The following is a 19,130-nucleotide window of genomic DNA, read 5'->3' on the forward strand; positions in this document are numbered from 1 at the left end:
GTCCGGAACGTCTTCCGCTGCGGACATCCTTGTCCGCGTTTCTGCCATTCGGGGTCCAACCACCCCTTGCCCCTCCTTATCCAAGGAGGGGAGCTTGTAATTGCCACTTCTAAAGTATAAGTTTTATAGTTGCAGTTCTCGCGCGGAAAGGTCGCTACCTGTCCCTTCAAAGTATAAACCCAGCAGGCGATTATCATCCCCCTACCCCCTTCCAAGGGGGACTTGGTTGTTAAGTTATACAGAAAATTGTCCCCTTGAGGGGACCATAGGGGTGTTTACTTTTAGCGAAGGCTCTTACCACTGGCTTTACACCCCTGTAGTCCCCTCAAGGGGACAGTTTATACTTGTTGCATAGCAAAGGCAGTAGCTATCGAGCTTGCTTCAAGTCGAAGGAAGCAGCGGCTATGAAAGTATAGCTGAAGTATAGGCCAAAGTATAAAAAGGCACGAGCTACAAGCTCGCGCCAGCGGAAGTATAAAGTATAGCCAAACTATAAAAGTATAATTTACGCAGACCGAAGTTCCGCAGCAGAAAGGTTCCGGACAAGGATGTCCGGAACAGCGGGATTAATCACGTTTCACTTCTTTAACAAGATAGCTATAGCTGCTAGTCTCCACTACCCCCGAAGCAAACTGTCTATCCGATACTATGGGGTAGCCTGCTTCGTTATAAATATAGTTGGTCGTAAAGCTCCTGTTCCCATTGTCGTCAGCCGACCCCGGTGCTAAATCTTCATAAGAGATAACATTATGGTCGGTTAACAGCGATTCCACAAAAACACCGGAGGGTTGGAAGGCCAGGAAAGTCTGATCAAGCAGCATCGGAAGCGGCCTGCTTTTATCATCCGTTACCACCTTGGCTTCCTCGGCTACTTCACCCGAGGCGAGCGTGCGTCGGAGCATAATTTCGTTTGCTTTTGTGTACGTCAGCTTAGTGACGCTGATGAGGTTAGCAGCTGCTTCATTGCCTGCGTATAGTTCTTGCACTAACAGCTTGCCATAAGGATCAAACCTGTTTACGTATGTAAGGGGCATTGCTTCTCTATATTTCTCAACCTGCTCTATAGGCCGGTTCTGAGAATCGTAATTAGTTGACCATATCCTGCCCGTTTCAATGAGTACCTGCGACAGATAGCCCTTGTTGTTATAGCTCAGTACCGTACCGAGGTTTTTCGCTTCGGAACCACTTGTAGTCAGCACATCAATCCGGTCCAGAAGGTTATCCTCATCATAGGTATACTTCCACTCTATGGTTTTCTGCGAGCCATCTGCCATACTGATTTCTGATGTTTTGCGGTGCAGCAGATAAGTCTTTTCAACAGGCTCCGGGCGCTCGTCGTCATCTGTGCAGCCTGTAAACAGGCAAAGGGCAAAAAAAGCAAACAGCCATTTCGTTTTCATATTCTTGGATTTAGCATGAATGATTACGCGTCTCTAATCAAATATAGTTAAATATTTATACTTTGTTTATATAAGTACTACTATATCCGATATAGATAAAGTATAACCAAGACTAGTGGGTTGCTAAACTGCAGGATGATCGGCAGCCAGAAAGAGTAGCTTGTGTCAAGTAGAAGGAAGCGGTAGCTAAGGAAGTATAAACAGGAAGTATAGCAAGGTATAAAAGTATGGCAAAAGCGGATGCAGGCGCCAGAAAAGTATAAGTCATAGGCAAAGTATAAAATCCTGCTAATCCTTTCATCCTGTAAATCCTGATTCAGACAAGTATAAAAGTATAGCCTGCGCAAAACTGAAGAACCACAGCAATGGCAGCCGAATACCCATCAAGCTTTCAGGCCACCCTCTCTACCCCTGCCCCAGTTAATCGTATAGGAAACCACATCATTCCTGCACACTACTTAAATCAAACCCCACCCAACATGCTACGTGCGCTCTCTGACATCGACTGGCTTCTGATCGGAGAAACACTTTACCTGGCCATTATTATCCTGGTCTGCCTGCGCATCATTTACGACACCCGCTCCTCCATTAAAACGCTTGCGTACCTGCTGCTCGTCATCTTTGTGCCGATAGGCGGCATTCTATTCTATTTTTCGTTTGGCATCAATTACCGCAAGCGCAGCTTATACTCTAAAAAGTTGCTCCAGAATGTGGAGCTCATGGGTGAGATAGAGGAGAAAATTATCTCCTACTCCAGACAGAATTTCAAGGAAAGCCCTGCCGAGGTGCAGCAGTACAGGCCCCTGGCGCTCCTGCTGCTCAAGGATAACCTCAGCCCCCTAACCGCAGGCAACAAGGTGAAACTGCTGCTAAACGGCGAGCAGAAGTTTGCCGAAGTGTTCGAAGCCTTGGAGCAGGCCCGGCACCACATCCACCTGGAGTACTACATCATCAACAATGACCTCATCGGCAACAAGCTTAAGGAACTGCTAATTCGGAAGGCAAGAGAAGGAGTAATTGTGCGGTTGATTTATGATGACTTTGGCAGCCGGCCCATCCGTCGGAAATTCAGGCGCGAGTTGCAGGACGCCGGCGTGGAAGTATACCCGTTCCATAAAGTCCGTATCCTGCTGCTCGCCAACCGGCTCAACTACCGCAACCACCGCAAAATCATCGTGGTAGATGGCGTAACAGCCTTTGTGGGCGGCATCAACATCAGCGACAGCTACATCAATTACCCCAACCAAAAAGAAAAAACGTACTGGCGCGACACCCACCTGCGCATCGACGGGCCGGGCGCCTTTTACCTGCAGTACCTGTTCTTTACCGACTGGAATTTCTCCTCCCAACGGCACCTGGAGCCGGAAAAAGAGTATTTCCTGCCAACGGAAAACATACAGGGCAACACCGTGGTACAGATCGCCTCAAGCGGCCCCGACTCCTCCAAGCCCACCATCATGTTCTCCATCCTGCAGGCGATTGCCCTTGCCAAGGAAGAAATCCTGCTCACCACGCCATACTTTATACCCGGCGAAAGTATTCTGGATGCCATGACGATTGCGGCCATGGGCGGCGTGACGGTAAAACTGCTTGTTCCGGAAAACTCCGACTCCTTTATCGTGGATACGGCAGCCCGGTCGTATTTCGAGAGCCTGCTGGACGTAGGCGTGCAGATTTACCAGTACCGCAAAGGCTTTATCCACGCCAAAACCCTGGTGGTAGACGGCAACCTGTCGATGGTGGGCACCGCGAACATGGACTACCGCAGCTTTGACCTGAATTTTGAAGTGAACGCCGTAGTCTATGACGCCGCTTTTGCCGGAGAGCTCCGCCGGGCCTTTTTCCAGGACCTGACACACGCCACCAAGCTAGACGCCGCAGCCTGGAAAGCACGCCCGGTATACATCCATCTCTTCGAAAAGGTATTTAAGCTGATTTCTCCGCTTTTGTGATAGGGTTGTTTTTGTTTGGGAATATTTGCAGTGCCGGGTCCAACCACCCCTAACCCCTCCTTATCCAAGGCGGGGAGCCTGTCATTACTTTGGCTGAAGTATAAATTTCATTGCTGCTGTTCTCGCGCGGACAGGTCGCGACCTGTCCCTACCAAGTATAAACCCACCCCCAGCCCCTCCGAGGAGGGGAATAATACTTGCCCCTCTTCTTGGCATCTCGAGCAGGGCGAGAAATCTATCGGGAATTCCACCATCCAGATCTCTCCCGATGGTCGAGATGACAGCAATAGCAATAGCTATCAAATGCTTCCCAGCCTTTGGGTTGAGCGACTTGTACATTTCCGGTGCCGCAGGCAGCTCGAGGCACGAGAGCAGGAAATGTACACCGCGCGATGTCCGAAGGCGAGGCCTCCCGGCCTTGAGGGCACCAAAGCTAGAGATGAAACAGTAGGTTTGTAAGTCTATAGGATGAACGGCAGCTAGTAAGGATAGCTTGTGTCCAGTTGCAGGAAGCCGTGGCTATTGGAAGTATAAAGTGTGGCTGAAGTATAAAAGTATAGCCGAAGTAAAAAGTATAGCCGAAGTATAAAGTATGGCTCTGCGAGCCAGTTGGGTTGCAAACCCAACATCATAGACAGGCACGGGTTGCAAACCCGCGCCAGCAATTGGGATGAGAAGCGTCGGTTCACGGGAGGCACAAGCGTATCATTTTAAGCCCGCCTACCCCTCCATAGAACAAGTCCTATACAGCAGGAATTCTCCCCCTCCAACAACTAACTCCAATAACGAATAACTATCAACCAATAACTTCCCCTCCCCTACCGCATCAGGAACATAAACTTGCCGACGTTCTTCAGGGCGATGCTGGTACCGCGCACCACGGCTTGCAGCGGCTCTTCCACCACGTGCGTGGGCAGTCTGGTTTTGGCGGAAATGCGTTTATCCAGGCCGCGCAGCAAGGCGCCGCCGCCTGTCAGGTAAATGCCCTCCTGGTGAATATCGGCTGCCAGCTCCGGCGGCGTTACCTCCAGGGTTTTCAGAATGGCTTCCTCAATCTTGCTCAGTGATCGGTCGAGGCAGTGGGCCACGTCGACATAGGCTACCTCCACCTGCTTGGGCAAGCCTGTGAGCAGGTCGCGGCCTTTCACAAAAATATTTTCCGGCGGGTCCTGCAACTCCGACAGGGCGGCTCCCACCTGTATTTTTATCTTTTCGGCAGTAGCCTGCCCAATCATCATGTTATACTGGCGGCGCATAAAGTGCATGATGTCGGCGTCGAAGTTCTCCCCTGCTACTCTGAGCGAGTGGTCGCACACAATACCGCTCAGGGCAATAACGGCAATTTCGGTGGTGCCGCCTCCGATATCCACAATCATGTGTCCGGTTGGCTCCTCCACATCCAGCCCGATGCCCACGGCAGCGGCCAGGGGCTCGTACACCAGGTACAGTTCCTTGGCGCCGGCAATGGTGGCTGCATCGCGGATGGCCCTTTTCTCTACCTCCGTGATGCCCGAAGGAACGCAAATCACCATTTTGTAGGAAGCAGCCAGTCGCTTTCTGCCATTCGTGGCCAGCCGCAGCATTCCTTTTATCATGTGCTCCGAGGCACCGAAGTCGGCAATGACTCCATCTTTCAGAGGGCGCACCACGCGGATGTCTTCATGCGTCTTCCCCTCCATCTGCAAAGCCTCCCGCCCAATGGCCAGCACCTCCCCCGTGTTACGGTTAATGGCCACCACCGACGGCTCGTTCACCACCACCTTGCCATCGCGGATAACGAGGCAGTTTGCCGTACCCAAATCAATCGCTACTTCCTCTGTAAAAAAATTAAATAAACTCATTTGCCGTTCGTAATGCTTAAATATCTGTAATCTGCTGTAGCTGAACCTAAAAGCTGGCTGACTTCGGCATGCACACCTTTCCCTCCTGTGAAAAAATTTGATACTGAGTCCTGTACTTCTATACTCTCGGTTTAGCAAAGCATCTTAGCTAAGAGCAGCTGTGACGCAGTATTTTACCAAAAGCTATTTGTAAGTAAAAAGCAGGCATGGGAGAAGGCGTGTTGCAGGCAAGCCCTTACCCGCTACGCTTAGGTTCGGCCGGAGTGGTTCCGGCTTACCTGTTGAAGTCCTTGTGGGCGGTGTAGAACGGAAGGCAGTAACCGTTCAGCACATCGCTTTGGGAGATGTGGTGCGACGATGCGACAAAGCCGGAAAGCGGTTTGGGTATCGAATTGATAAAGATATTGTAAGGCACCACAGCTGTATGTAAAAGAAGCCCTAAATTACCAGCTGCGAGCCATAAAAGCAACTGCCTGGCGGCTTGTTAAAGTTAAATTTATTTAATATTGTCATAGCCTCTCTGTTGCCGCCTCTGCCCGCAATATGGGAGGTTGCCCTGCGTTATGGCTTCAGTTATTACTATTACACTACGTTTTTTAAACCTGTCCTGAAAAAGCCTGACTTGCCAGATTTTAGAGGGGCGTTTTTCTACAGAAGCCTTATATTTAGGCCGGAAGTTTTGTTGGTATTGGTGTATGATCCCTTTCAGAGTGCAATTTAAATTTCGCTGGTGCCTGGTGGCATCGCTGGCCTTTCTCCCTTTTCTCGGCTGCCAGGAAGCCGGGCAGGACAACCTGCACGCCCACGGGGCGGAAACGGCAAAGGACAAAGATAGGCAACGCATACCGGTGCCCGACTGGTTTACCCCCGACAGCGCCAGCAAACTAGGCCATCACCTCGACTCCATTTTTACTTACTTCCACAAGCGCAAGGGTTTTAATGGCACCGTGCTCGTTACCAAGTATGACGAGGTGGTGTATACCGGCGCATTCGGCTACGGCGACTTCCGCAGCAAGGACTCGCTCCACACGCAGTCTGTGTTTCAGCTGGCCTCCGTGTCGAAGCAGTTTACCGCCATGGCCGTGATGATGCTGCAGGAGCAGGGCAAGCTGCAGTACGACGACAGCGTGCAGCAGCACATCCCCGACTTTCCCTACCACGGCATCACCATCCGCCAGCTGCTCACGCATCGCTCCGGCTTATCGAATTATACTTACTTCAGCGATGAACTCTGGCACGACCGCAAGGTGCCGATTTACAATGACGACGTGCTCAAGATCATGGCAGAGCACCGGCCTAACCCCTACTTCCGCCCCGATGCCCGCTTCGACTACAGCAACACCGGCTATTTTCTGCTGGCCTCCATTGTGGAGCGCGCTTCGGGTATGCCTTTTTCCCAGTTTCTGCAGCAGCGCATCTTCAAGCCCTTGCAGATGACGAACACCTTTACCTTTAGCGACAGCCTGGTGTATGGCAACAAACTGGTGGTTCCGGGGCACACGGGCGGCAGGCGCAAACGGTGGCCTGACTACCTCGACACTGTGCTCGGCGACAAGGGGATGTACTCTACCGTGGAGGACCTCTACAAGTGGGACCAGGCCCTGTACACGAACAAGCTCGTGAAGCAGGAAACCCTGGAAAAGGCTTTTACCGGTTCCCGCCAGGAAAGGAAAAAGGATGAGGACTACGGCTTTGGCTGGCGCATCAAGCAGGTGCCCAACGGTGATACGGTTGTCTACCACGGCGGGCTGTGGCACGGCTACGCTACCTACCTCTTAAGAAACCCCAACGACCACAGCGCGCTGATTATACTGAGCAACGTACCCAACGGCAGTTTCCGCTACCTCAGGGAGCTGGAGGCCTTCCTCTACCCTACCCGCCCGGAAGACGACAAGCCGGAGGAGAAGATAATTGTAGTGAGCGCGAAGAAGTAGTTTATACTTTAGGGGGAGGTACTTATAGCGCGACATACGCTCTTTCGGATTTGCAATCCGAAAGTATGATAACCGCGGATTTGTAATCCGCAGCGGCAACGGCAGGAGCTACGGGCAGGCATGCGGATTGCAAATCCGCAATTAAAAAGCTCCGGATTACAAATCCGGAGCAGCAGTTTAGGAACTGTCCCCTTGAGGGGACTTTAGGGGTGTTTACACCTGCTGATTTTTCAGAACCACAAAAAAGAACTGCCCTGCTTCGTAGCTTTACACCCCTGTAGTCCCCTCAAGGGGACAGTCTCCTATACTTGATGGTGAACTTGGTACAGAAAAATACCATATACAAAAAGATAAGGATAGAAGTAAATGGGGACGCTCAAGCCATAAGTACTTTACTCCTTCTTGCTGCGGATGGCCCCGTACAGCACTGGGCTGAAAAACCGCAGGTTCTCCAGCACACATACCATACTGTAAAACTTGTCGGGGTTTATCTCCTGCTCGTCGGCCATCGCCTCGATAATGGCATCCAAGGCCTGGGTATAATTGGCTTGAAATTCTTCTTCCGTCATGCGTGCTTCAAAGTATGGCTCCTGCCAGATAACCCCTAATTTATACTTTTAATTTCATTTTTCCTGATAGAAACGCCTTGCCTATACTTTGTCCACCACAAGTATAAACTGGTATACAGGCGGAAGCGGGCGGAACAATTTATCTTGGCCACAGTAGGGATAAAATACACCCGCACCGGCTACTATAATAGCGCAGGCAGCCATACCTGCCACCAAAGTATAAAACCTATCAGTTTATATTGATTAACCCGTAAACATGAACCTTACACAAAACACAAAACGTGTCCGGAAGCCACGCCGGACGGTGCGCAGGGCGTTCCTGCTGCTGTTTCTGGGCACCTTCGCCACCCTGGTGCAGGCCCAAACCCTTACCTCCCCGGACAAAAACCTGACCATGCAGTTCGAACTGACCGGGAAGGGAGAGCCCACCTACCAGCTTACTTACAAGAAGAAGCCCGTCATCAAACAGAGCAAGCTGGGCATTGCCACGCACGATGTGCCTGCTTTTCTGGAGGGATTTAAGGTAGTAAACACCCAGCAGAACACCCTGGATGAAACCTGGAAGCCATTTTGGGGGGAGGAAAGCAGCATCCGCAACCACTACAACGAGCTGCTGGTAACGCTGGAGCAGCAGGAGCCAAAAGGCCGCCAGATCCAGCTCCGCTTCCGCCTCTTCAACGACGGTTTGGGTTTCCGCTACGAATTCCCGCAGCAGGAGCAGCTCAACTACTTCGTCATCAAAGAGGAGCACACCGAGTTTAACCTCACCGGCGACCACAAGATTTTCTGGATCCGGGGCGACTACAACACCAACGAGTATGCCTATACTACCTCCCGGATCTCCGAAATCCCGAACCTGATTGAGAAGGCCACGCACGACGTGCACGCGCAGTTCCCCATCGATACGCTGTCGGTACAAACACCGTCTATGCTGAAAACGGCCGACGGGCTGTACATCAACATCCACGAGGCCGCGCTGGTAAACTACCCGGCCATGCACCTGAACGTGGACCCGAAAACCTTCCGCTTCAGCTCGCACCTGACGCCGGACGCGGTGGGCAACAAGGGCTACATGCAAACCGAGACGCAGACCCCGTGGCGCACCATCGTGGTAAGCGACAAAGCCGCCGACATCCTGGCCTCACGCCTGATTCTGAACCTGAACGAACCGACAAAGTATGAGGATGTATCGTGGATTAGGCCGATGAAGTATATCGGGGTGTGGTGGGAGTACTTTGTGAGCGGCAAGAGCACCTGGGCCTACAGCACCGAGACCAACGTGAAGCTGACCGACGACTTTACGAAGTTTACCCCGAACGGCCGCCACGGCGCCAACAACGAAAACGTACGCCGCCACATCGACTTCGCCGCCAAGCACGGTTTCGACGCGGTGCTGGTGGAAGGCTGGAACATTGGCTGGGAAGACTGGTTTGGCAACTGGAAAGAGGAGGTATTCGATTTCGTAACCCCTTACCCAGATTTTGATGTGAAGGCGCTGAACAAGTACGCGCACTCCAAAGGTGTGCAACTAATGATGCACCACGAAACGTCAGCCTCTGCCACCAACTATGAGCGCCGCCTCGACACGGCTTTCCAGTTCATGAACAAGTATGGCTACGATGCCGTGAAGACCGGTTATGTGGGCAAGATCATCCCGCGCGGCGAGCAGCACGACGGCCAGTGGATGGTCAACCACTACATCCATGTAGCTAATACGGCTGCTAAGTATAAAATCATGATTAACAGCCACGAAGCCGTTCGCCCTACGGGCCTTCACCGCACCTACCCGAACTGGATTGCTCAGGAATCGGCGCGCGGAACGGAGTTTGAGGCTATGGGCGGCCTGGCCCCCGACCATACCACCATCCTGCCCTTCACCCGCCTGATGGGTGGCCCGATGGACTACACGCCGGGCATTTTCCAGACGGACATGTCGATCTACGGCGGCAACCAGCGCGTGAACACTACCCTGGTGAAGCAACTGGCCTACTACGTGACCATGTACAGCCCGCTGCAAATGGCCGCTGATTTGCCTGAGAACTACGAGCGCTTCCCGGATGCTTTCCAGTTTATCAAGGATGTGGCCCTGGACTGGGATAAAACGCACATCCTGGAGGCCGAACCCGGCGATTACATCACCATCGCCCGCAAAGCAAAAGGCCAGAACGAGTGGTTTGTAGGCGGCATCACCGACGAAAACGCACGCACCGCCACAGTAGACTTCAGCTTCCTGCCCAAAGGCAAAGACTACATCGCCACCATCTATGCCGATGCCAAAGACGCCAGTTGGAACAAGAACCCGCAGAAGTATACTATCCGCAAAGTACGGGTGAACGCTAAAAGCACCCTGAAACAGCACCTGGCTCCGGGCGGCGGTGTAGCGGTAAGTATAAAAGAAGGCGACCGCAGCGAGCTGAGAGGCTTAAAGAAGCTAAAGTAGAAAGTAGAAAACTCAAGTATAAAAAAGGCGCAGTTCCATTACAGGGGCTGCGCCTTTTTTATACCTTCCCATCTTATCATCCTGGGAGGAGCTTGTGGGCAAACTGCAGGCGGCCTGAGCTTTTAGGCAACATCCTTTTCAAATGAAATTTACCTATTACTGCTCCAGTTTTTTTAACCTACTGCTGCTCCGGATTTGTAATCCGGAGCTTTTTTAACTGCGGATTTGCAATCCGCATGCCTGCCAATAGCTACTGCTTCTGCCTTTGCATATTACAAATCCGCAGTTACTATACTTTCGGAGTGCTAATCCGAAAGAGCGTGTAGCGGCCAGAGGCCACTTCTATACGAAGCACGAGCGAAGACGCTCGCGCTATGACACTTAAATCATACTTACTTGCGAGGCGGGTTGATCATGATGTGCGCGCCATGGGTGCCGGGGTGCATGATCCAGGGCATGGCCGGGGCATCCGGTTTCAGGGGCAGGCCGGTGCTCTCGGCAGTAGCATACGGGATGTACACCACGTAGCGCAGGTAGCCATCTTTCACCTCGCCTGTCGCCGCATTAAACGCATTGGCATCAGCTGTGTACACAAACAAGGTGGTGGGCTCCTTCGGCATTTTCAATTTACCGCTTTTGGTTTCAGCCTCCCTGGTTTGGAAGATTTCCTCGGTACTTTTGCCGGCCTGCCTCAGCTCGCGGCCGCGTGCCATAAAGGGCTCCAGGTTTTTGTGGTAGCAGGATACCGAAAGCCCCTCCTGTTTCGGGTCGTCGGCTAGGCAAATGAGTTCATTGGTACCCTTGCGCAGCAGGACGAACTTACCGCTGGCATCGTAGCCATACACGGCGGCTCCGTCGCGCTTCTCGGCCGGGGCGGCCAGCAGGGCGGCTTTGATCTGGGCCTCTTTAGAGGGGACCTGCTGCTTCGTCTGGGCTGTGGCTCCGATGCTGCACATGGCCAGCAGGATTAGGGTAAATGCTATCTTCATCGTTTAAAGATTTTAGGTGAGCAGAGATTTTGGCCATACTTGCTAGCATGCAAGTATAAGCTCTTGTACCTAACGTACTTCCTGATTTAAAGATAGGATTTTTAAAGTATAAATACTGCCACCAGGCAAGTATAAAACGGCCGGAGATTTGAACTACTACTTATGCAAGTACATCGAACAAGCTGATCTGCTTGCCAATGTTTTTAGGCCGCACAGGCTCCCCGCTGATGGTATACACCGGCGTTTCCTCAAAACGGGAGGCCACAATTACCTCAGTGCCTTCCGCGTGCAACGAAAACAGTTCTTTTACCAGTTGCGGGTTATTATTGTCTTTGGAAAGATGCGAGAGCAGCACATGGCTCATGAACTCGGGTTTGTAAGCCGTGAACAGGCTCAGCGCCTGCCGGTTCGATAAATGGCCCCGGCCCCCGCGGATGCGGTTTTTCAGGTAATAGGGATAGTGCCCTTTCTCCAGCAGCCCTTCATCGTAGTTCGCCTCCAGAAAAGCCGCGTGGCATTGCTGGAAATGCTCGATCACGTGGTCGCAGGGAGCGCCGATATCGGTAAACACCCCCACATTTATACTTTGCTGGGACACAATGAAGCTGTGCGGGTCACGGGCATCGTGAAACTTAGGGAAGGCCTTTACTTCCAACTGCCCCACCTTAATCACCTCGAACGCCTCAAAATGCAGCACCTGAACGCCCGTAAAATCCAGCCGGCAATTGTAGAGCGTACCCGGTGTAATGTACACCGGCAGGCCATACTTGCGGGCCAGTACCGGGATACCCTTGATATGGTCGGAGTGCTCATGCGATACAAAAATGGCCTTCACCTTGCTCATGTGCAGCCCCAGGCGCTTCATGCGCCGCTCTGTCTCACGGCACGAAATACCGGCGTCCACTAGCACGGCCTCGCGGTCGTTACCGATGTAGTAACAGTTGCCATTGCTGCCAGAGTTAAGGGAGGTTATTTGTAATTGCATGCGACTGTAAAGTTCGCACTTTTTCTGCTACAGTTCAATGAAAGTTTAAGAGTTTGGGAGTTAGAAAGTTAGAGAGTTGGGGAATTTAGGAGCAAATCAACGAACAACGGATAACGAAAAACCAGCAATGGGCAGCAAACTTCGGAACTCGGCCGGTGTTATGTATCTTTGCAGGAACAACCAGAAGCGCTATGAGAGACCTGACCCTATATGACCCGTTTGAGCGAATGCAGTTTACCGACACGAACTGCTTTTTGTGCGGCACGATCATCACCACCGAGCACCGTGCCCCTGTGTTTGGGGAGTGGCTCCAGCAAAAGTATAACCTGAAGCAGAAAGAGCTGCTGATGCTCGATAAAAGTATAACTACCTTCGGTCAGCTCAGCATCCCTTGCTGCGACCGTTGTCATACCCATTACCTGATGCCGCTGGAGCATGAAGTAGAGCAGGCAGCAGGCAAAGGACTGGAGGGGCTCCAGGCACTTCCACCCCAACGCCTGTTCCAGTGGATCGGCAAAATGTACTATGGCTCATTGGTAACGGAGCTGATAAAAGAGGCAGCCCCTTTAGTAATGCCGCAGTACGCCGTAAGCGAAGACCCGGCCATGCTGGGCAAGTTCCGCTCGTTCTTTCAGGTGCTGCAATCGCTGCGGGTGCCCATGGAGTTTTCCGATTTCCTGCCCTGCTCACTTTTCCTGCTGGAGGTGAGCCCTACCGAGGATGAGCTGCCATTTGAGTACCAGGACGAGCTGAAAACCATGGCCTTCAGTATAAAGCTTGGCCCGGTGGCCATCATCTGCACCCTCCTGGACAACGGAATTATCAAAAAGGCTCTGGGACGCCTGCTGCAAGCCACCGAGGGCAAGCAGCTGCACCCTATCCAGCTAGCTGAGTTTAAGGCCCGCGTGTTTTACGCCGCCTATATCTTTAACGTGGTGCCGGAGTACTTTATTCGCCCGGTAAAACCCGAAGACGACCACCTGGTGCTCGACACGCTCATAGACGACGTCACCAACGAGATTTTTAACCCCTGGGAGATGCCGGCCTACGCCCACATGCTGGAGGAAATGCTAAAGCCCTGGAGCATCCGCGAGCAACAAATCCTCCAGGACCCACAACGCCCCTTAAGCTTCCTGCTGGATGACAATAACCAGTTCAAGCCGATGGAGCGGTATGAGAAGATTGGTTAGAGGATTATAATTTAGGAAGGGCTGGGAAGAGAATTTTATACCTCTCCCTCGCCCTTTCCTAAAATAGGATATGTGATTTGCAGTACCGGGTCCAACCACCCCTACCCCTCCTTATCTAAGGAGGGGAGCTTGTTGTTACTGGTGCTGAAGTATAAGCTTCGTAGTCAAAGCATAAACACCCCTATGGTCCCCTCAAGGGGACAGTTTGTACTTACTACTTACTCTGTCATCTCGAGCAGCGCGAGATCTATCCGGAATTCTCTTCAGATCTCTCACTGCGTTCGAGATGACAGCAAAAGCAGCGGCTATCGAACTTGTTCCCAGCCTTTGGGTTGAGCGCCTTGTAGATTTCCGGTGCCCGTCAAGGGCATTGCGACCGAAGGGTAGCAAAGGAAATGTACACCGCGCGATGCCCGAAGGCGAGGCCTCCCGGCCTGGGAGGGCAAAAAGCAGGAGATGAAACGAGCCGCTTGTGGGAACTAGAGGATGAACAGTAGCTAGCAAGGATAGCTTGCATCAAGTTGAAAGAAGCGGTGGCTGTGAAAGTATAAGCTGACAATTATAAAAGTATAGCAGCAGGTATAAAGTATGGCTTTTCAAGCCAGTCAAGTTGTAAACTTGACACCATCATAGGACACAAGTCTGAAGACTTGCGCCAGGAAAGAGAAGTATAAAGTATAGAACGCATCGACCTCCAAGGGTCACATTAAATACTCCCAACTTACAAAAAAGGCGGAGCCTGCTTAGGGATCCGCCTTTTTTGTATCCTATTCTAAAATCCCTTACTCAATCACAAAGCTTACATCCACATTCGAAGTAATCACTACTTCCCCTCCGGCAATCGTGGGTCCGCCGGAAGCGTCATAAGCAGCAGACTCCATCATAGCCATTTTATACATGGGTCGCGGTCCGCCGCCGTTGCTGCTCTCGCTGATGGAGTAAGCGCGACCTACCTTAGCCCCTAACTCCGAGGTTAGCTGCGTTGCCTTTGCCTTTGCGTTAGCCACTGCTTTCTTGCGCGCCTCTGTTTTATACTTTTCGATTTCGGAGTCAGACACCCGGAAGCTCACCCCGTTCACCTGGTTTACCCCTACGCCATAGAGACCGGACAGCAGTTCATCAAACTTATCTAATTTCTTCACCAGCACCGTCATGTTTTTCTGAGCCATGTAAAAATCCGGTGTGGTACGGCCGTACTCCCCGCTGCTGTAGATAGGTTGCAGCGTTACATACGATGTCTGGATATGGCGGGCATCCACGCCCTGCTTTTTAAGGTAGTTGATGATAGCCGCAGCCTTTTTGTCGGTTTCCTTCCGAGCCTCGTCCAGTGTTTTGCCGCGCATTTCCACGCCCAGGTTTACAACAACCTCGTTGGGCTGCACCCTTACCTCGCCAATGCCACTAACGTTTACCAAAGGAGGCAGCACCTGTGCCTGCTGCGCCTGCACCGTGAAAGCCGAGACAAAGAACAGGCTCAGAAACAGGATCAGAGTCATTTTTTTCATAGTAATAGCGTTTAAGTTGAAAATATTAAAAGTATAGCTGAATGCTATATAGAGCCCCATCTCAAACCACATGCCAAAAGTATGGCACCCCACAAAAAAACCCTTAACCGGAATGGCTAAGGGTTTTCGTTTACAAATAAGGCAGATTAATCTTCGGAATACTCAAACTCATCGTGCCCTCCACTATAGCGTGCTATCAGGATGGCACCAAGTGTCAGGGCACCGGTGGCCAGAATAAGCTGTGTGGTGCTCATGCGTCGGGTAGCTTTCACGATAATGTGGCCCAGGTCCTGCATCAGGTCGGGCAGCTTCTCGTGGCGGCCCTGAAACACATGCATCGCCGACTCTACTGTTTTGGACATGTCGTGCGGCTGCAGCAGCTGCATCATGCTCGGCTCCTGCTTCTTCTGTCCACCTTTCTGCTGGTTGCTATTCTTATTTTCGTTCGAGTTGCTCTGGTTTTGCGACGTATTGTTATCCATAGTTTTCATAGGTTTAAAGATTGATACAGGTGTATACGGCGCAAGGGCAAAAAGTATACTTTCTAGCTCAAGTGCTGCGGCCGGCCGCCGTGCTGCACCATCAGTTCGTCCATACGGGCCTGAAGCGTGTCTTCGCTCACCATCATACTTGCCGGGAAGCCCACACTCAATCCCTCCAGTTTCAGCACTTCCGAATCGGGGCTATAGTCATACTTGCCCGACACGCCTTTCTCGCTAAAGCTGCCGCTGTTGGCCTGCAGTTTTATACCGTAGGTCTGCAGCTTGTTTCTCAGTTGTTCAAAAGCCTCTGGTTTAATGCCTTCGTATTGTAGGTTCTTCGCCATTTGTTGGAGTAGTTTAGAGTTTTAGAATAGGTTAATTTTAACGCAAGAAGGCATTATAAGTTAACTTTTGCCAGTGGCCCCGATGTTCTATAAATTTTTCAAATTGATAATCAGCCACATGCTTTATACTTGCAAAAAGTTTTTGCGGGGGCTATTGCAGTAAAGAAAAGGAGCGCTATATTTGCACCACAATCAGACAGAACGGCCCGTTCGTCTAGGGGTTAGGACGCCAGATTTTCATTCTGGTAACAGGGGTTCGATTCCCCTACGGGCTACACGAAAGGCCTTCAGATAAAACTGGAGGCCTTTTTTTATACTTCCCCTCTCCGATTTCCAGAAAAAACTAACCTGGCATTTCCAGCGCTTCATTTAGAATTTACCCACTTTTGATTTCTCCTAAATACTTACCTTAGGATTACTCTGTTCGAATATTTTCTTCCGGTGGTTCAATCCCCATTCCTTCAGGGCATAGATGATAGGAGACAGCGTATCAGCATAGGCTTCCGGCTTATACAAGATCTTAACCGGGTAGTCCTCTACCACTATGCGCTTGATTAACCGGTGCTGCTCCAGGTCCTTCAGTTCCTTTGCCAGCACCTTAGGTGTGATTCCCGGAATACTCTCCTGTATATCAGTGAAGCGCTCGTTTCCGGTCGTGACAGAGATGATGATAGGCAATTTCCACTTGCCATTGATCACGTCAAGTGCATCCCGCACCGGCTTCACCGTGTTCAGGCAATCATTACATGCTTTTTTTGCTGCCATTGCTCTTTTTATGATGAAATTCCACTTTCCTTCAGGAAAGCACTATACAAAGGAAAGTATGTTTCCGTAAATTTGCAACATATTTATTCAGGGCCTACGGAAGAATTCAAACAGCGTGCCCCATACGCACACCTGGAGAAGTTTCTGTTTGGGTAGAAAAAGGCATTAAGAGTAATTGAAATGGAAAACAGGAAGAAGCTAAAGCTGGCGGCCATTATTGATGGGCTGGGTTGGAATTATGTGGGCTGGCAGCATCCCGACATGCCGGTTGACGCCAGCGAGAACATTGATTTTTATATCCAACAGGCAAAGCTCGCCGAAGCAGCCAAGTTCGACACGCTTTTTTTGGTCGACGTGAGCCATGTTGGCCCGGGAAACATCCCGCATTACCTGAGCATGTTTGAAGGTGTTTCCGTCATGTCTGCCCTCAGCACACACACCAAAAAAATCGGACTATCGGTTACCGCGTCCACTTCCTATGCCGATCCTTACAGCGTAGCCCGCCAAATCCTGTCATTGGATAAGATAAGCAGGGGCCGCGCGTCTTTGAACGCCATTACTTCAAACCCGGGAGGGATGGTCAACTTCAGCCGGGGTCACCTTGGCAAATCAGACCAGTACCCCATGAATAAAGAATTCATGGAAATCCTGTTGGGCTTGTGGGACACCTATGAAGACGATGCTTTTATCCGGGATAAGGAAAGTGGCGTATTTTTAGATCCCCGAAAAATGCATACAGTCAACTACCGGGGAAAATATTTCCAGGTAGAAGGGCCTTTAAACATTAGCCGTTCCGCTCAGGGGCGACCAGTGTTATACACAGCAGGTACGTCACAAACGTTTATGGATCATGCCACCAGCTATACCGACGGTGTGTTTACCCATGGCAATACACAGGAGGAAACAGTGGCAATTGCAGACGAATTAAGACGCCGATTAGTTGAAAAAGGCAGAAGGCCGGAAGACTTTATCGTGTCAGTCTCCCAAAATCCGATCGTTGGCAGAACAGATCAGGAAGCCCTGGAAAAATACCTGGAACTGTTGCGGTTGATTCCCAAGAACAGCCTTTCTCGTCCACTGTTTTTTGGATCAGCCGAAAGAGTTGCCGATCAGGTGCAGCAGTGGTATGACCAAGGAGCAATAGATATGTTGATACTCCGGCAGGACCATCCCCATGGCTTGCGGGATTTCATTGAATTGGTTGTGCCCATTCTGAAGGATCGCGGCATATTCCGTACTGAGTATGAAGCTGATACATTGAGAGGCAATCTGGAATTGCCCAAGCCAGCTTTCAGAGAGATCTAACCGGCCGGCTACACTAGGGAGTGTATAGAAAGCTATTGAGAAACTATCCCGCAAGGCTGAGCGGCTAGTGCCTGAAATACTAAACAGAACTACTAAAATAATTGGTAATAATCTGCTGCACCTGCTTAACAGAAACAAAAAAGAATTGAATACCATGAAACCTAACATTGCTTACTCTATTTTAGAGCTTGCCATTGTATCACAGGGAGAAACTATACAAAAGACCCTGCACAATTCTTTGGCCTTAGCCAAAGAAGCGGAAGCACATCACTACAAACGCATTTGGTTTGCCGAGCATCATAATTCAGATAATATTGGCAGCAGCGCTACATCCCTGCTCATCGGGTACGTGGCTGAAAACACCACGACCATCCGGGTAGGTTCAGGAGGTGTGATGCTTCCCAACCATTCGCCCTTGATTGTAGCCGAACAGTTTGGGACCTTGGCCCATCTATACCCGGGCCGCATTGATTTAGGTCTGGGAAGGGCGCCTGGCACCGATCAGGCAACTGCCCGTGCTATTCGGTCAGATTTTATGGAGGCTGCCCATTCTTTTCCGCAGGAAATAGAAAAAATACAGAAGTACTTTTCCAATGAAAATAAAGCTGCTAAAGTAAGGGCTCCCATTGCAGAAGGCACTGATGTTCCGCTGTATGTATTGGGCTCGACGACCGATAGTTCACATATAGCGGCTCAAAAGGGTTTGCCTTACGCTTTTGCCAGTCACTTTGCATCAACGCATTTACACAACGCCTTGCGAATCTATGAACAGGAATTTCAACCTTCCGAGTTTTTAAATAAACCCTATACCATCGCCGGTGTGAACGTTTTGGTCGCCGACACCGATGAAGAAGCCCAAAAACTGTTCACTTCTTTAATCAGAATGTTTGTGGGTGTACTAACCGGGTCCAGAGACCCCTTACATCCACCTACCGAAATGAGTGAAGAGTTAAAGCAGGTATTGAAACATCCAATGTTGCAGCAGATGCTCCGATATTCATTTGTCGGCAGCAAGCAAACGGTCAAAACGCAGATTCAGGAATTTCTGGAAGAAACGGGAGTGGATGAACTGATAACTGTGTCCACCATGTACGACATAAATGACCGTTTAAAATCTACCAGACTATTTGCAGAAATTATGCTTGAGATAAATGAAAATAGGTAAAGGAGGAAAGGCTCCATTTATTTGACCTTTTAGAAAAAAAGTAGGCTGTTGTGATATAGAGTTAAAGTTTTATTTAAAATAGTCATCTTACTGCACCTATCTTACCCCCAGAAAAACACTTAAGGATGTCAGATCATTGTGGAAAAGGTTCGACAATTCACTCCTTTGGTCTACTTGAAAGGCTCTCAGTAACTTCTGAGAGCCTTTTTTCATCTCCTTCGGACAGTATTATTACACTAAAATCCTAAAGATTTCAATTTTTTT

The 19,130-nt window shown here is 50.6% G+C and carries 17 protein-coding genes and 1 tRNA gene; 7 read left to right on the top strand and 11 right to left on the bottom strand.

Annotation, left to right across the window (positions count from 1 at the left end; translation table 11 throughout):
* Positions 1-566: 566 nt before the first annotated feature.
* Entirely contained in the window at positions 567-1,400 is an 834-nt protein-coding gene (locus tag BM040_RS16980; protein ID WP_092104037.1) for a hypothetical protein, read from the bottom strand.
* A gap of 479 nt (positions 1,401-1,879) precedes the next feature.
* Here BM040_RS16980 and cls point away from each other — a divergent pair, with 479 nt between their 5' ends.
* A complete protein-coding gene (cls, locus tag BM040_RS16985) occupies positions 1,880-3,352 on the top strand; it encodes a cardiolipin synthase (RefSeq protein ID WP_217646790.1) in 1,473 nt (490 codons plus the stop codon).
* A gap of 479 nt (positions 3,353-3,831) precedes the next feature.
* Here the strand turns inward: cls and BM040_RS21825 are convergent, their stop codons facing one another.
* From BM040_RS21825 to BM040_RS21830, 3 genes are all read right to left on the bottom strand, one after another.
* Positions 3,832-3,984 carry a hypothetical protein gene (locus BM040_RS21825; RefSeq protein WP_175491097.1) on the bottom strand — a complete coding sequence of 51 codons (153 nt, stop codon included), beginning with the start codon at positions 3,982-3,984 and terminating at the stop codon, positions 3,832-3,834.
* 186 nt (positions 3,985-4,170) lie between these two features.
* Positions 4,171-5,193, bottom strand: a complete 1,023-nt coding sequence (locus BM040_RS16995; protein ID WP_092104041.1) for a rod shape-determining protein — start codon at positions 5,191-5,193, stop codon at positions 4,171-4,173.
* 274 nt (positions 5,194-5,467) lie between these two features.
* Complete coding sequence (locus tag BM040_RS21830) at positions 5,468-5,608, bottom strand: hypothetical protein (RefSeq protein WP_175491098.1); 141 nt, start codon at positions 5,606-5,608, stop codon at positions 5,468-5,470.
* Positions 5,609-5,903: 295 nt separating this feature from the next.
* On the opposite strand from BM040_RS21830, the gene BM040_RS17000 reads away from it, so the two are divergent.
* Entirely contained in the window at positions 5,904-7,127 is a 1,224-nt protein-coding gene (locus BM040_RS17000; protein ID WP_245756277.1) for a serine hydrolase domain-containing protein, read from the top strand.
* 392 nt (positions 7,128-7,519) lie between these two features.
* Here BM040_RS17000 and BM040_RS21835 read toward each other — a convergent pair whose 3' ends face one another.
* Positions 7,520-7,696, bottom strand: a complete 177-nt coding sequence (locus BM040_RS21835; RefSeq protein WP_175491099.1) for a hypothetical protein — start codon at positions 7,694-7,696, stop codon at positions 7,520-7,522.
* A gap of 256 nt (positions 7,697-7,952) precedes the next feature.
* Here BM040_RS21835 and BM040_RS17005 point away from each other — a divergent pair, with 256 nt between their 5' ends.
* Positions 7,953-10,136, top strand: coding sequence for a glycoside hydrolase family 97 protein (locus BM040_RS17005; RefSeq protein WP_092104045.1), 2,184 nt, complete (start codon positions 7,953-7,955; stop codon positions 10,134-10,136).
* A 392-nt stretch (positions 10,137-10,528) separates the two neighbouring features.
* Here the strand turns inward: BM040_RS17005 and BM040_RS17010 are convergent, their stop codons facing one another.
* Both BM040_RS17010 and BM040_RS17015 read right to left on the bottom strand, forming a co-directional pair.
* The gene (locus tag BM040_RS17010; protein ID WP_092104048.1) at positions 10,529-11,125 is read right to left on the bottom strand and encodes a hypothetical protein; all 597 of its coding nucleotides are present in this window, start codon (positions 11,123-11,125) and stop codon (positions 10,529-10,531) included.
* A 160-nt stretch (positions 11,126-11,285) separates the two neighbouring features.
* Positions 11,286-12,110, bottom strand: a complete 825-nt coding sequence (locus BM040_RS17015; protein ID WP_092104051.1) for an MBL fold metallo-hydrolase — start codon at positions 12,108-12,110, stop codon at positions 11,286-11,288.
* A 191-nt stretch (positions 12,111-12,301) separates the two neighbouring features.
* Here BM040_RS17015 and BM040_RS17020 point away from each other — a divergent pair, with 191 nt between their 5' ends.
* Positions 12,302-13,300 (top strand): hypothetical protein, encoded by a 999-nt coding sequence (locus BM040_RS17020; RefSeq protein ID WP_092104054.1) that lies wholly within the window; start codon positions 12,302-12,304, stop codon positions 13,298-13,300.
* Between the two features lie 782 nt (positions 13,301-14,082).
* On the opposite strand, the gene BM040_RS17025 is transcribed toward BM040_RS17020, so the two are convergent.
* The 3 genes from BM040_RS17025 to BM040_RS17035 form a co-directional block, all read right to left on the bottom strand.
* On the bottom strand, positions 14,083-14,805 hold the full coding sequence (locus BM040_RS17025; protein WP_092104321.1) for an SIMPL domain-containing protein: 723 nt from the start codon (positions 14,803-14,805) through the stop codon (positions 14,083-14,085).
* A 146-nt stretch (positions 14,806-14,951) separates the two neighbouring features.
* A complete protein-coding gene (locus BM040_RS17030) occupies positions 14,952-15,296 on the bottom strand; it encodes a hypothetical protein (RefSeq protein WP_245756278.1) in 345 nt (114 codons plus the stop codon).
* A gap of 53 nt (positions 15,297-15,349) precedes the next feature.
* Positions 15,350-15,631: a hypothetical protein gene (locus BM040_RS17035; RefSeq protein WP_092104056.1), complete on the bottom strand. Its 282-nt coding sequence runs from the start codon at positions 15,629-15,631 to the stop codon at positions 15,350-15,352.
* A 203-nt stretch (positions 15,632-15,834) separates the two neighbouring features.
* Here BM040_RS17035 and BM040_RS17040 point away from each other — a divergent pair.
* Positions 15,835-15,906 (top strand) — tRNA-Glu (locus tag BM040_RS17040).
* Positions 15,907-16,027: 121 nt separating this feature from the next.
* Here BM040_RS17040 and BM040_RS17045 read toward each other — a convergent pair.
* A complete protein-coding gene (locus tag BM040_RS17045) occupies positions 16,028-16,396 on the bottom strand; it encodes a winged helix-turn-helix transcriptional regulator (protein ID WP_092104058.1) in 369 nt (122 codons plus the stop codon).
* A gap of 180 nt (positions 16,397-16,576) precedes the next feature.
* On the opposite strand from BM040_RS17045, the gene BM040_RS17050 reads away from it, so the two are divergent.
* Complete coding sequence (locus tag BM040_RS17050) at positions 16,577-17,701, top strand: NtaA/DmoA family FMN-dependent monooxygenase (protein ID WP_092104060.1); 1,125 nt, start codon at positions 16,577-16,579, stop codon at positions 17,699-17,701.
* A gap of 154 nt (positions 17,702-17,855) precedes the next feature.
* Positions 17,856-18,866, top strand: a complete 1,011-nt coding sequence (locus BM040_RS17055) for an LLM class flavin-dependent oxidoreductase (protein ID WP_092104062.1) — start codon at positions 17,856-17,858, stop codon at positions 18,864-18,866.
* The last annotated feature ends 264 nt before the right edge of the window (positions 18,867-19,130 follow it).

The organism is Pontibacter chinhatensis, assembly GCF_900113285.1.
Taxonomy (GTDB): domain Bacteria; phylum Bacteroidota; class Bacteroidia; order Cytophagales; family Hymenobacteraceae; genus Pontibacter; species Pontibacter chinhatensis.